The sequence below is a fragment of the Coleofasciculus sp. genome, from assembly GCF_046565525.1.
In the GTDB taxonomy this organism is placed as follows: Bacteria; Cyanobacteriota; Cyanobacteriia; order Cyanobacteriales; family Coleofasciculaceae; genus Coleofasciculus.
In genome coordinates, this window is record NZ_JBKHUP010000004.1 from 133781 (window position 1) to 147943 (window position 14163).

Here is a 14163-nt window from a genome sequence, read left to right on the forward strand (position 1 = left end):
ATGCGGCTTGCCTCTCATCCCCACCCACTTTTGGGATGGGGTTTCCCCGGCAATCTTTATAAAGTTGCATAGTGAATCACTATAGCTTAAACTTATCCCCATAAATTCCCAACAGAGATTTTCTTGGAGACGCCCATGCTCTAATATTAGCGCTTTCCTTTCCCTTAACCAATTTTTGACTTGGCATCGATAAACTACATACAACACACTATATACAATAAGCGAAGCCTTTGCAGCTTCGCTTTCTCCTTAAGCGGGTAACGCGATTCGAACGCGCGACATTCACCTTGGCAAGGTGACGCTCTACCACTGAGCTATACCCGCAATTATTTTGCTTTTTACAGTTTCTCAGAATAATCCAGATTTGTCAAGTTATTATTTGTTATATGCCATTGCTTCCCTACTCCGAGACATGCCATGGCATATATCTGCATGATTCTGGCTGGCTTATGAATTCCCTGACTCATTGTATTCTGAAGCTGACTCTGAAGGAAGAGACCGCCCTGATGAAACAGGCAAGGACGGAGGCGTTACTGCCGGATCATAAGCATTATAAGGCGTTGCTCCATTTTGCCCCTTAAACTGTTGCATTAAACTCGCCATTTCTAAGGCATTCATGGCATATTCCCAACCCTTATTACTCTTAATTCCTGCCCTTTCTAAGGCTTGCTGCATCGTATCAGCCGTTAGAATACCAAAGACTACGGGTATACCAGTTTGAAAGCTAGCGGCGGCAATACCCTTGGAAACTTCAGCCGCCACATAATCAAAATGAGGGGTTTGACCGCGAATGACAGCGCCCAAGCAAATTACCGCATCATAGCGATGGCTAAGGGCTGCTTGACGAGCCATGAGAGGGACTTCAAAACTACCCGGCACCCAAATATAATCAACTTGGGAGCCATGAGGATTGGGATCGACACCGTGGCGTTTCAGGCAATCTTGACACCCGGCTAATAGCTTCTCTGTCACTAGGTCATTAAATCGACCGATAATAATAGCCAAGCGCAGGGAGCTGGCTGATGTAAAATTTCCCTCAAAAACTGCCATGGCTATCTTTGCCCTCTCGCGTCATGAGCATCTGAATCTGTTGGTGAATAAGCCCCGCCTGAATCATCGAAGAATTCAGACGGGGAGAAGGTCAGGCTACCACAAAATAGTTCAGGATGCCAACCACAATGACCAGAGCCAGCCAAAGCCCTGAACCTAGCCAAATCAAATTTTTTGATTGCTCCCAGTTTTGGGGGGTAGCGTAGGCGACGGGGACGCCCACAACCATGACGAATGACAAAATAACCAAAGCTGCCAGTGATATTTGAAATAAGATAGACATTTCCTGTTGTGCCTTTTGACGTTAAACCCTTCTGATTAGTAAGCTACCAAAAATTGACCCGCTTTTTTGAAAAAACTGAAAATCAACAAAAAGGTAGATGGCACAAGGAGACAAATGACGAATCACGAATCACGAATGACCAATCATGGACTTAATCTTGTGCCACACGATTAGCGACTTTGACGCCCTAGGAGCAGCCGTCGGGCTGACGCGCCTGAAACCCGGAGCGAAACTCGTCTTAACGGGGGGCGCTCACCCGGCGGTTCGGGATTTTTTGGCGCTGCATCGGGATGAGTATGCTTTAATTGAACGGCGTTCGGTTAAAGTAGAGCAAATTCACTCCCTTATCGTAGTGGATACCCAAAAGCGCGATCGCTTGGGTAAAGCTGCTCAATGGTTAGACTTACCCCATCTTACTGCCATTGAACTTTACGACCATCACGGTAACACTCCTAGTGATATTCCTGTCACATTCCGACAGGTTGAACCCGTCGGTGCCACCACAACGCTCATCGTCGAGCAATTACAACAAACCCCCATCCAATTAACCACAGCCGAAGCCACAGTGATGGCACTCGGTATCCATGTGGATACAGGTTCCTTAACCTTTGACCAAACCACCCCACGGGATGCCATGGCTCTGGCTTGGTTAATGACACAAGGAGCAAATATACGTCAGATTGCCGACTATGTTGATCCAGGACTTTCGCCCCAGTTGCAACAACTGCTCACTACAGCCCTAGAGCAGTTACAATCCCAAAATCACCAAGGTTATACCCTTTCCTGGGTGTTCCTGAAAACCCCAGACTATGTACCAGGATTATCCAGTTTAGCCTCGCGATTAGTTGACCTGACTGAAAGTGACGCCCTACTGCTGGCGGCTATGTATGGGGGAGCAGGGGGAGCAGGGGGAGCAGAGGGAGCAGGGAGGCATTCTGAATCCAACACTCAACAATCAAAATCATCCCGTCTAACGATTATCGGGCGATCGCGAATTCCTGGCACTAATTTGAATGCGCTCTTGCAACCTCTGGGTGGAGGTGGGCATTCTCAAGCCGCCGCCGTAACCCTACGCCATGAAAATCCCCCAGAAGTTTTGCCCCAACTTGTTCATCAATTCAAGGAGCAAATTCCTCAACCCCTAAGCGCCCTAGAATTAATGTCATCCCCGGTGCGAACCATTCGCCCCGATACCACCGTTGGCGAAGCACAGCGGATTTTGCTGCGTTATGGGCATTCTGGGCTTTCGGTTGTCGATGAACAGGATCAGTTAATCGGGATTATTTCACGGCGAGATATTGATCTGGCACTGCATCACGGTTTAGGTCATGCTCCAGTTAAAGGGTACATGACCCGAAACCTAAAAACGATTACCCCCCAAACCTTACTGCCAGAAATTGAGTCGCTGATGGTAACCTACGATATTGGACGCTTACCTGTTTTAGAGGATGGGCAGTTAGTCGGTATTGTGACTCGTACCGATGTCCTGCGACATATTCGCCAAGATCAAGAGCGCTGGGGAGAGACTTGCCCAATCCAGATGACCTATCCCTCATCCCGCCTCCTGAATGTGCAAGAACGCCTTGCTCCTGCCCTTTGGCAGTTGCTTACTCAAGCCGCCCAGGAAGCCCAGGAACGGGGTTGGCATCTTTATTTGGTGGGGGGAGCCGTTCGGGATATTTTGCTGGCAGATGAGAGCCAACCGCTGCTTCTAGAAGATGTGGATTTGGTGGTTGATGGCTTTCATCGGGCGGCTGATGTGGGCGCGGGAGTAAGCTTAGCCAAAGCCTTGCGAGAACGGTATCCGAATGCTCGCTTAGAAGTTCATGGGGCGTTTCAAACGGCAGCGCTGCTGTGGCATAATGACCCGGTGCTGGATTCCCTGTGGATTGATATTGCCACTGCCAGGACTGAGTTTTACCCCTATCCGGCGGCGAATCCGGAAGTGGAAGCCAGTTCGATTCGCCAGGATCTCTATCGGCGAGACTTTACCATTAACGCGATAGCAGCCCGACTGACGGGGAGGCGGGGTGAAGCGTTGCCCTTACTGGATTTTTTTGGTGGCATGTTGGATTTGCGATCGCGTCTGATTCGCGTCTTGCACGCCAATAGTTTTATTGAAGATCCGACTCGCATTTATCGAGCGGTGCGGTTTGCGGTGCGCTTAGGCTTTGAACTGGAACCCCAAACTCAAGACTATATTCAGTATGCATTAGAGAGTGGTGTTTATGAGCGATCGCTTGGTGCAAATACCCGAGCGCCTGCCCTAGAAACCCGCTTGAAAGCCGAATTAAAGTACATCCTAGAAGCTCGCTATTGGCAACGGGCATTACAACTCATCGGGTCACTTGAAGCATTGCGCTGTCTTCATCCCAACCTCAAGCTTGACCCGTCGTTATGGTGGCGTGTCCGTCTGATTGACCGTTGGTTACGACGCTTTGACCCTGATCAAACCCTAAAACATTGGCAGATGCGTCTTGAGGTGTTAATTGCTCATTTAGAGCCTCAAGAACGCGGCAAGGTGGCAGAAAATTTACAACTGCCTATTGATAGTATTGAGCGACTTGAGCATCTAGAACCAGCCCAAACCGATGTGGTGGCGTCTCTACCCCAATGTCAGCGTCCCAGTGAAGTGGTTTGGCTGCTACGTCAGTACAAATTACCCCTATTGGTTTTGATTGCTGTACACAGTTCTCGAGCAATTCGGCGCAAGTTGTGGCACTATTTCACCAACTTGGCAACCGTGCAAGCTCCTCTTAATGGGAATGATCTCAAAGGTTTGGGGTATAAGCCCGGACCTCACTATAAAGAAATGTTGGATGCGTTGTTAGCCGCTACCTTAGATGGTGTGATTCAAGATCAGGCAGATGCCAAAGTCTTTCTAGAGCAACATTTCAACTAGGATGTCACCATTTTCCCATGAATGCTTTTGATGTAGAGAATGCACTCGATCGCTATACTGACGCGCTGACGAAGCTGGAAGCATTGACAGTTACGAAACGAAAGCGGAACGAGCAAAATGCCACAGAAATTGTTCTCGACGTTCTGGTTAGTCGCGATCGCATCCAGTCGCTTTTAGCCCAAACCTGCCAGAATCCCAAGAAAACCTTACTGACGCTGAGTGAACTCGACCAACGCTTAAAACAAAAAGCGGATGTGATCGTTCAAATTGCTCCTTTAGCGCAATGGCGGGATATTTTAAATCCGCCCAAAACTGCCTGGTGGTGGTTTTTCGATACGTTGGAGTATGTCCATGCCTGGGATCGCTATGATTGGCTCTGGGGCGCGATTACGATGCCGATTTTGACGGTAAATTTTAGCTTAGTTGTGGCGATTTCGTCCCGATTTTTGAGTGGTGGCGTGGATGCACTGGGTGCGTTTGCAGTGGTGGGTCAGGCGGTACTAGCGCTAACGGCGGCGAGTGGTACGCTGACTAAGACGGGGCAACATACGGTGGAGAAGGTGCTGGAAAGTCTGAAGATTCCCCAACATTTTTGGCATGAGGTGAAGCTGGGTGGAACGTTGTTGGTTTTGGTGAGTCTGATTAGTTTGCACGCATCGTTACCTAAAATTGCTAAGTTTTATGTCGAGCAGGGCAAGCAGGATCAGTTGGCTGGACAATTTATTAATGCGCTGCAAAATTATCGTCGGGCGACTGAACTTGATCCAAGTAATATGGAAGCGCATTTTCGATTGGGTTCCGCTTACGAGAACTTGCTAGACTTTAAAAAAGCGAAAACTTACTACCAAATTGCCATGTTAGGCGGTGAGGTTAGTGCCTATAGTAATCTCGGTCGTTTGTATATTCTCGATAAGAACTATTCCGGTGCTGCTTTTTTATTGAAACAGGGTATTCTACAACCTCATGATCCAGAATTAGGGTACTTTCTACTTAAAAATTTAGGCTGGGCGCGGCTGAAACAGGGTCGGTATGACGAAGCGGATGCTCATCTGAAAGAAGCGATCGATATAAACAGCGATCGCGCTTCGGGTTATTGCCTGTTGGCTCAAGTTGAAGAGGCAAAAGGGAAGCAAAAAGCGGCACTTCTATTCTGGGAAAAGTGTCGGGATTTAGTGGATGGACTGAATCCCGATGAAGATCGATGGTTTGACCAAGCTCAGCAACGTTTAACATTGACTTCAGAGAAAGCCACTCCGGGAGCTACCCCTGATAATCCCTAGCATATTGGTTTATGTAATCGTATTTAGTGGAAAAAGTTAAACATTCAACTAGGAATTGTTGAGTAGTGGATGTTATCATCTGTTTAACGAATCCAAATGGGCAGATTGAAGCGATAGAAATCTAAGTATATTTACTTGTTCAGGGTACATCAGTTGAGCAACTTCTAACAGACAACCTCGATAACTGAGGTGATTGTTGGTCGTTAAGTATATTCCTAATCAGAGAAAAAACTGAGGAAGTATGATAAAGCTGCCAATGATGCAACGGAGATATCATTTTGTCCTCTTAGGGCTAACCCTGAGTATTCTACCGACAGTAGCGATCGCGGCTCAAAATCGAGTGGCTGAGGGACGGGTTATGCTCAAACGGGAGGGATGGTCAAGTTTCAGAACGGTTACGGCGGGTACACCCCTGCATCACAAGGATCAACTGCAAGCCATACAGGGGGAAACGGCAAAAATTGTTTGTCAAGGGAAATCGACTCATAGAGTCCCGTCGGCTCAAATCTATCCGGTTTCTTACTTTTGCGGAACACCACGTTCTTTAATTTCGACACGGACTGAGCGAATTCTCAAACCAACCAATAGCGTTGGTGGCGATGATCCCACGATTCCTTACATGATTACGCCCCATCGCGGAAAAATACTCGATGGTAAACCGACGATACGTTGGAATCCAGTGGCGGGAGTGAGTCAGTATACGGTGCGCGTCACAGGTTCCGGGGTGTATTGGGAGACTCAGGTGAGTGGGACTGAGGTGGTTTATCCCGGTGAACCCGTGTTACAGCCAGGAAAAGACTATCTAGTAGTTGTCGAGGCGAATGGAACGTCATCCCAGTTGGATAAAGGCGGGGACTACCGATTTAAGCTGGTTTACCCGGAGGTAGCACAGCGGGTTCAGGAAAAGATTGAGGCGATCGCACAATCGGATATGCCAGAAGCAGCCCAAGCGTTGACGATGGCGGATGTGTATTTTGAGGAAGATCTCGATAGTGAGGCGATCGCAATTCTGGAGTCCTTGGTTAAGTCAGGAAGCCAAACGGTTCAAGTGTATCAGCTTCTCGGTGATCTCTATGCTCATAAGGGATTAAATCTGCTGGCGCAGGAACGGTATGAACAGGCGATTGAGTTAGCCATAGCCAGTGAGGATATTGAAGGTCAAGCCAAGGCTCAAGTGGGGTTGGCGGAAGTGATGATTATGCTGGGGAAACCGGAGCAAGCAATTCGCTTATTCAACCAAGCGCAAGCCGGCTATGAAGCGTTAGGGCACTCCCAACGGGTGGAAGAATTGCATATTCGGACTCAAGAGTTAGCGGTGTTTAATTTTGGCACTCGTTAACGGCTGATTTTATCCCTTATTAGGAATTCAATTATCATTCAAAATTAAGCCAAATTATCCCCCAATTATTCCCAAATTGTAGGGTGCGTTAGCGCAGCGTAACGCACCATTATTTGTTCCGGTAGCACAGACGTGTGCTTCACTTGTTAGCCTTTATTACCCCTTTTGCCACGGCGATTGAAATCGCTGCTACACTTGCCTTTCGTCCGCCTGCGCGGACTGGGTTATAAGGCTCTCCGGGAGTTATGGTGATAAGGAAAAATTATTGAATTTGGTCAAAGGCTTGCTGGATAAGGATTTTCCTGTTCCCTGTTCCCTGTTCCCTAAACACTAGATTTTCCACCACAAGTACCAAAAAGCCGTTGGTATGAATGCGTAGGGGCGGGTTTTACTACTATATTTTCGATTGCACCCAGATGGGACTAAACCCGCCCCGATTCACAGGGTTTGCGTTTCCTCTTAAGTTGACACCAATGACGGAGCGTGCGCCCCTAAGGTTTCTGTGAGCGTTACCCTTCAAACTCGCGATCGCGAATCACCATCCTGAACAAACCTGAACTATACCTGAACCATACCTGAACTATATCCCTGAATTTTTCTGAACTCATTAATTGAATCAAGCAGCACAATATAACTGTATCGAACTTCAGGGAAATGACACTGGAATCAGAGAGGTTTGTAGTTGGGACGAAGCGTGCCTCCCGTGCTAAAGCACTGACTACAAACCATTATTTCCTTCTGGGTAATTATCAACTACCAAATGCCTAAAACCCTAATTTTGCAGGAAAATCCAATCGGTATTTTCCTAACGACAGGGACGCATCAATTTTAGCGACAGGAAACCAAAGCTATTCGAGTTCCCTCTCGGTTCCTTCCCGGTTCCCTCCCCTTGATAAGGGGAGGGTTAGGGTGGGGTCAGATCAAGGTATCGCTTTCTTTGTGAGCTTAAGTTGACACCACCGACGTGCGCCCAGACAAGGCTTTTACCCAGCCCACTGTGCCACGCCACCCCAAAAAAACAACTGGAGGATTAATTTTTGTAACAGACTATATTCTCCAATGAGAAATAATCTAAGCTTCATTTAATTCCCCTCGTAGCTTTTCTGTCAATCGACTAATTTTCAGGGTTTCGCATCTTACTAACAACGCTGACGCTAACACACAGCTAGCTGGATGTAGCTGCCACGATGAGGTATTTAATCATGCGAAAAACAACAGGTTACGCTTCAATTCTGAGCAGTCTCTCGGTTAGTATTTTGACGAGTTTGAGTCCAGTTTCGGCTCAAATTGTGCCGGATAATACACTTCCGGTCAATTCACAGGTGACAGGGTGTCCGGTTTGCATCATTGAAGGGGGAACAGTACGGGGAGTGAATCTGTTCCATAGTTTTGAAGAGTTTTCGGTGCAGACGGGGGGTGAGGCATTTTTTAATAATGCCTTGGATATTCAGAATATTTTGGGACGGGTGACGGGGACTAATATTTCGGATATTGATGGGTGGATTCGGGCGAATGGAACGGCAAATTTGTTTTTAATTAATCCCAATGGGATTGTGTTTGGTGAGAATGCGCGGTTGGATATTGGCGGTTCGTTTGTGGCGAGTACAGCGAATAGTTTTACGTTTCCTGATGGTAGTGAGTTTAGTGCCACGAATCCCCAAGCGCCGCCCTTGTTGACGATTAATGTGACGCCGGGATTGCAGTATGGTACGCCACCGACGGGAGATATTAATCATCAGGGAAATTTAGCCGTAGAGTCGGGACAAACTTTAGCGTTATACGGGAATCAAGTGACGAGTACAGGTTCTCTAACCGCACCAGGGGGAACAGTAATGGTGTTGGGAGAGAGGATTGGTTTATTGGATAGCACTGAAATTGATGTGTCCTCACAGATAGGCGGCGGGACAGTATTAATTGGTGGTGGATTTCAAGGTCAAGGTACGATTCCCACTGCAGCACGAACTGTGGTTGAGCCGAATGTGACGATTAATGCTAATGCCTTAATCGACGGGGATGGAGGTACGGTGGTTTTGTGGGCAGATGAGGTGACGGGGTTTTATGGGACGATTAACGCCCGTGGGGGAGTTGATGGGGGAAATGGCGGATTGGTTGAGGTATCGGGGAAACAACATCTGATATTTCGTGGAAACGTGGATACCAGTGCAGTTTTTGGGTTAGCGGGGACGTTGTTGCTTGACCCGACGGATATTCGGATTGCTAATGGTAATGGGGATAGTGGGGTTGATGGTGAGGATAGTTTTGCCGGGAATAATTCGGGAGTGACGGGGGCGATTCTGAGTACACCGTTGAGTGAGATTGATGATACAGCACCAACGACGATTTATGAGTCGGAGTTAGAAGGATTGGCGGGGGATACAAATATTGTTTTACAGGCAACTAACGATATTCGGATTGATGATTTAGCAGATGATGCTTTAGATTTTGCGTCTGGGAGTGGGGGGATTGCGTTCACAGCAGATGCAGATGGGGATGGGGTTGGTTCGGTAGTGATGGAGGATACTGTTGCCGATACTCTGAATACAAATGGGCGAGATATTGAGATGTCTGGTGCGAGTTTGACGCTGGGGAATATCAATACCTTAAGTCCGCTTGAGGGGGGTGAATTGATAGCAACGGTTGATGTGGATGCAGGGGGACCAATTCCTGAAACGGGAACCTCTGGAACAGCGAATTTTACATTCACCGTGCCAGATTTAGGACAACCCGTCGGTAACTTGGATGTGCGGTTTTCAGCAGCACATACTTATGACTCTGACCTCCGTGTTTCTCTCACGTCGCCAGGTGGAACAACATTAGAGTTATTTGACTTTGTGGGAGGTAGTGGTGATAATTTTCAGGACACCCTGCTGGATGATGAAGCGGCAACAGTTATTACTGATGGTACAGCTCCCTTTAACGGGTCATTTCGACCCCAAGTGATTGGCGGCGAATTGGCTATGTTTGAAGGTGAGAATCCCGCTGGGATTTGGACTTTGGCAGTGCGTGACTTATTCCTAGGGGATTCTGGCACATTATTCCGGGCGGGTGATACGGCACCTTGGGGAGAAGCGATAGGAACACAACTGCAGTTTAGGACTCCTATTCGTGCTAGTGGAGAGAGTGGCTCAATTAATCTTAGTGCTACCCACGGCAGTATGAGTGTTGGCAACTTAAATACTGCTCATCCTTTAACTAGAGGTGGTAAAATTATCCTTAATGCCGAGGGAAATCTTTTCGCTAATTCTCTCAACTCTTCTTCGGTCAGTGGGGATGGAGGCGCGATTTCAATTGATGTAAATGGTGACATTGTTACAGAAAATAGGATCTTCCGGATCAACTCCAGATCTGATCATGGAAAGGGGGGTGACATTTCTCTGAGAGTTAACGGCAACATCACCACAATTAATGGACTCTTTGAGATGGACTCTAGCTCTTTTGGTGAAGGAAATGGAGGCGACATCTCTCTTAGCGTTAACGGCAACATCACCACAGAAAATGGGAACTTCTTAATCTTCAGTCAGGGAAATATAAATGGGGGTATCATTTCCCTTAACGCTTACGGCAATATCATCACAGACTATGGAGATTTTTGGTTAGACTCCAGCTCTCGTCAGGGAAATGGGGGAACAGTTTCCCTTAATGTTCATGACAATATTATTACTACAAGAAATGCTGATTTCAGACTGTACACCCATTCGAGATCAGAAAATGGAGGCAATGGGGGTACAATTTCCCTTAGTGCTAACGATATTATTACTACAGGAGATGGAGATTTTCTGTTGTTTGCTTTCTCACAATCGGGAAATGGCGGCATGATTTCCTTGAATACTCAGGGGAATATCATCACAAAGGATAGAGACTTTGATGTGAATGCTTACTCAGCATCAGGAAATGGTGGCACTATTTCCTTGAATGCTAACGGCAATATCACTACAGAAAATGGAGACTTCGACCTTGATGCAAGGTCAGAATCAGGAAATGGCGGCACTATTTTCTTGAATGCTAACGGCAATATCACTACAGAAAATGGAGACTTCGACCTTGATACAAAGTCAAGATCAGGAAATGGCGGCACTATTTCCTTGAATGCAAATGGCAATATCACTACAGAAGATGGAAAATTCTGGCTTCGTTCCTACTCAAGATCAGGCAATGGGAATGGAGGGAATATTTCCCTTAGCGCTCATGATATTTTCACGCCAGAGGATGGAGTATTCTGGCTGCATGGTTACTCAACGGAAGGTCAGGGTGGCACAATTACGCTTAACAGCCATGACATTCTTATACAAGAAGAGGGAAACTTTGAGCTTCGGTCACATTCAGGGTTAGGTAATGGCGGTGATATTTCCATTAATGCACACGACATTATTACTGCAAATACAGGGAATTTGGTGGGGGGATTTAAAATATATTCGTCTTCTAATCAGGGAAATGGGGGAGCCATTTTTCTGAATGCTAACAACATTATCACGTCAGATCAGGGGGTATTTGTGATAAACTCTATCTCTTTTGACCAGGGAAGTGGGGGTACAATTTCCATTAATGCTACTGGCAACATCACCACTAGAGAAAATCAATTCTTCAGCTTGTTATCTAACTCGAGTAATGGCAATGGAGGGAAAATTTCCATTCACGCTAACGGTAACATCATGTTTGAAAATGGGATTGCCGAGTTCTCTTCCAGCTCCAGTGATGGAGATGGGGGTTCTATCAGCCTCACAAGCCAATCAGGAGAAGTCTCATTTCTTGGCAGCCTAATCAATAGCGAAATATTTGGGGGTCAAACTGGCGGATCTCTGGAAATCAAGGGAGAATCAGTTACATTAGCCAATACTCCCCTAACTACTACGGCTTCTGAAGGGACAAATATGGGGTCTGTCTTTCTCAATGGCAGGAACTTTGTTGAGCTTAGCAATAGTCGGCTCTCTACAGCTTTAGAACCAGGATCAACGGGTAAAGGTGGATATGTAACAATTGAGGGGGGTAATATATCTCTATCTAACTTTACCGTTGATACGGCAACTTATGGGTATGGGGACGCGGGTAATGTTTTTCTATTAGCCTCTGAGTCTATCGACCTTACCCGTAGCGCCATTTTTAGTATTACAAATAGTCCCAGCAATGCAGGAAACGTAACGATTAAGGCAGGGGGAACTATTTCCTTAGCACAAAACAGTACGATTAGCACGGCTGTAGATAAACAAAGTACAGGCAATGGGGGTAACATTGATATCACCGCAGATTCTCTGTCCTTAACTGGAGGTTCCCAACTGCAAGCCCTAACACGGGGCGAGGGAAATTCAGGTAAGATTAACCTTCAAATTGCAGATGCTCTTACTATCTCCGGAATTGGGGTCGATGGATTTTTAAGTGGAGTTTTCACCTCTTCGGAAGAAGTCAATAGTGGTCAAGGTGGAAATATCGAGATTACTACGGGGGGGACTGTTCGAGTTACCGATGGTGCGGTGTTAAGCGCTCAAACGAACAGTTACCATGATGGCGGTGATATTACAATCAATGCTAATCAATTAGAACTGAGTCATGGGGGACAGTTGCTCACCAATACATTTAGTAGTGGGCGAGCAGGTAATATTACAGTCAATGTGACTGATAAAATCAGCCTGACGGGTATCGATTCTAGTTTTAATCAGCGTGTTAACCCTCAACCTTTACTCAGGGATGAAGTTTCCGTTGATGCTTTTTCTGAACCTCAACCCGAACAAGAGCCAAATAATTCAATACATCAAGCCCAATCTCTTGATAATCTATTCTCAATTAATAGTATTGACCAGGCGAACGAGGATATTGAGTTTTCTACCCGAATTCCTTATGTCTCTCTCAATAATTCTGAAGCCAACCCTGAACAACCCTCATTAGATTACTACTCATTTGAAGTGACGATAGGGGGAACGCGGGTAATTGTTGATATCGATGAGAGCTTTTCGTTTATTGATACAGCGATAGCTCTATTCGATGAGCAAGGAAATTTGCTGGCATCGAACGACAATGCTTCGGATTCCTTGGGTGGTGAGGGTAGTTATTTTGATGGGATAGATTCATATCTCACTCACGTTTTTAGTGACCCTGGTACTTACGTCATCGCCGTCGGTGAATCTCAGGGGGTAGACAATATTTCTAGTACAGCAGACCTGGCACCGATATCTTCATCTAATACCTATACCCTGCAAGTTTCTTTGGATACCCCCAGAGTGGCAACCAGTATCATCAATACTAACCCAGCTAGTGGGTTATTCGCTCGGTCTGAAGGCATTGGTGCGGCAGGTAATGTGACTGTTAATACTCCACAGTTATCCATCCAGGATGGAGCGCAGATATCGACATTAACCCGTTCTGCTTCAGGCGGAGATATCAGGTTACAGGGTTTGGAATCTTTACAAGTCAATAACGGTAGTGAAATTTCAGCCTCGACTCAAATCGGTCAAGCTGGAAACATAAGCCTTAATGCTAACTCCAATCCGGCTAATTCTGTGCGAGTGAGTGACAACAGTCGCTTAGAAGCTCAAGCAACGGGAGAAGGGGGCAATGCTGGAGAAATTCGCCTCAATACCCAGCAATTGCGGCTTGAGAATGAAGGTAAAGTCTCTGCGGCAAATATTTCTGGAGAAAGTCAGGGTATCAGCCTGCAAGGTTTGCAAACCCTGGAACTATTCAATGACAGCGAAATCTCTGCTTCTACCCAAAGGGGTCAAGCGGGAAGCGTGAGTGTCAATGAAGGAGAAAATCCAGTTGAGTCGGTATCTCTTAATAACAGTCGCCTCTCCGTGGAAGCCACCTCTGAAGGTGGGAAAGCTGGGGGTGTAACGATAAATACTCAACAGTTAAGCTTAAATGAGCGATCGCAGCTATCAGCCTCCAACATTTCTGGTGAAAGTCAAGACATTATTTTACAAGGGTTAGAGAACGTACAGTTAACCAACGGTAGTGAAATATCAGCCTCGACACAAACCGGAACAGCCGGAAGTCTGAGTATTAATGCAGGCGAAAATCCAGTTGAGTCAGTATCTGTCAGCAATAGTAATCTATCCGTTGCGGCTACTGGTGAAGGTGGGAAAGCTGGGGGAGTAACGATAAATACCGAACAGTTAAGCTTGAATGCGCGATCGCAGCTATCAGCCTCCAACATCTCTGGTGAGAGCCAAGACATTATTTTACAAGGTTTAGAGAACGTACAGTTAACCAACAACAGTGAAATATCAGCCTCGACACAAACAGGAACAGCCGGAAGTCTGAGTATTAATGCAGGCGAAAATCCAGTTGAGTCAGTATCTGTCAGCAATAGTAATCTATC

6 protein-coding genes and 1 tRNA gene are annotated in these 14163 nt (G+C 46.5%); 4 read left to right on the forward strand and 3 right to left on the reverse strand.

Annotated features, from left to right (window positions below):
• Positions 1-252 precede the first annotated feature (252 nt).
• The 3 genes from ACLGGO_RS02485 to psbZ all read right to left on the reverse strand — a co-directional run bounded on the left by ACLGGO_RS02485 (position 253) and on the right by psbZ (position 1333).
• Positions 253-324 (reverse strand) — tRNA-Gly (locus ACLGGO_RS02485).
• A gap of 123 nt (positions 325-447) precedes the next feature.
• Positions 448-1050 (reverse strand): 6,7-dimethyl-8-ribityllumazine synthase, encoded by a 603-nt coding sequence (gene ribH, locus ACLGGO_RS02490; RefSeq protein WP_446418152.1) that lies wholly within the window; start codon positions 1048-1050, stop codon positions 448-450.
• Positions 1051-1141: 91 nt separating this feature from the next.
• The gene (psbZ, locus tag ACLGGO_RS02495) at positions 1142-1333 is read right to left on the reverse strand and encodes a photosystem II reaction center protein PsbZ (protein ID WP_006102213.1); all 192 of its coding nucleotides are present in this window, start codon (positions 1331-1333) and stop codon (positions 1142-1144) included.
• 145 nt (positions 1334-1478) lie between these two features.
• Here psbZ and ACLGGO_RS02500 point away from each other — a divergent pair, with 145 nt between their 5' ends.
• From ACLGGO_RS02500 to ACLGGO_RS02515, 4 genes are all read left to right on the forward strand, one after another.
• A complete protein-coding gene (locus tag ACLGGO_RS02500) occupies positions 1479-4235 on the forward strand; it encodes a CBS domain-containing protein (RefSeq protein ID WP_446418153.1) in 2757 nt (918 codons plus the stop codon).
• Between the two features lie 17 nt (positions 4236-4252).
• A complete protein-coding gene (locus ACLGGO_RS02505; RefSeq protein WP_446418154.1) occupies positions 4253-5515 on the forward strand; it encodes a tetratricopeptide repeat protein in 1263 nt (420 codons plus the stop codon).
• 241 nt (positions 5516-5756) lie between these two features.
• Positions 5757-6854, forward strand: coding sequence for a tetratricopeptide repeat protein (locus ACLGGO_RS02510; protein WP_446418155.1), 1098 nt, complete (start codon positions 5757-5759; stop codon positions 6852-6854).
• 1202 nt (positions 6855-8056) lie between these two features.
• Positions 8057-14163, forward strand: a 6107-nt coding sequence (locus tag ACLGGO_RS02515; RefSeq protein WP_446418156.1) for a two-partner secretion domain-containing protein, incomplete at its 3' end; no start/stop codon positions are given.

What these genes read in the sequence shown, in the direction of transcription:
- ribH (WP_446418152.1), bottom strand. Translation starts at nt 1,050, where the DNA reads ATGGCAGTTTTTGAGGGAAATTTTACATCAGCCAGCTCCCTGCGCTTG.
- psbZ (WP_006102213.1), bottom strand. Translation starts at nt 1,333, where the DNA reads ATGTCTATCTTATTTCAAATATCACTGGCAGCTTTGGTTATTTTGTCA.
- ACLGGO_RS02500 (WP_446418153.1), top strand. Translation starts at nt 1,479, where the DNA reads ATGGACTTAATCTTGTGCCACACGATTAGCGACTTTGACGCCCTAGGA.
- ACLGGO_RS02505 (WP_446418154.1), top strand. Translation starts at nt 4,253, where the DNA reads ATGAATGCTTTTGATGTAGAGAATGCACTCGATCGCTATACTGACGCG.
- ACLGGO_RS02510 (WP_446418155.1), top strand. Translation starts at nt 5,757, where the DNA reads ATGATAAAGCTGCCAATGATGCAACGGAGATATCATTTTGTCCTCTTA.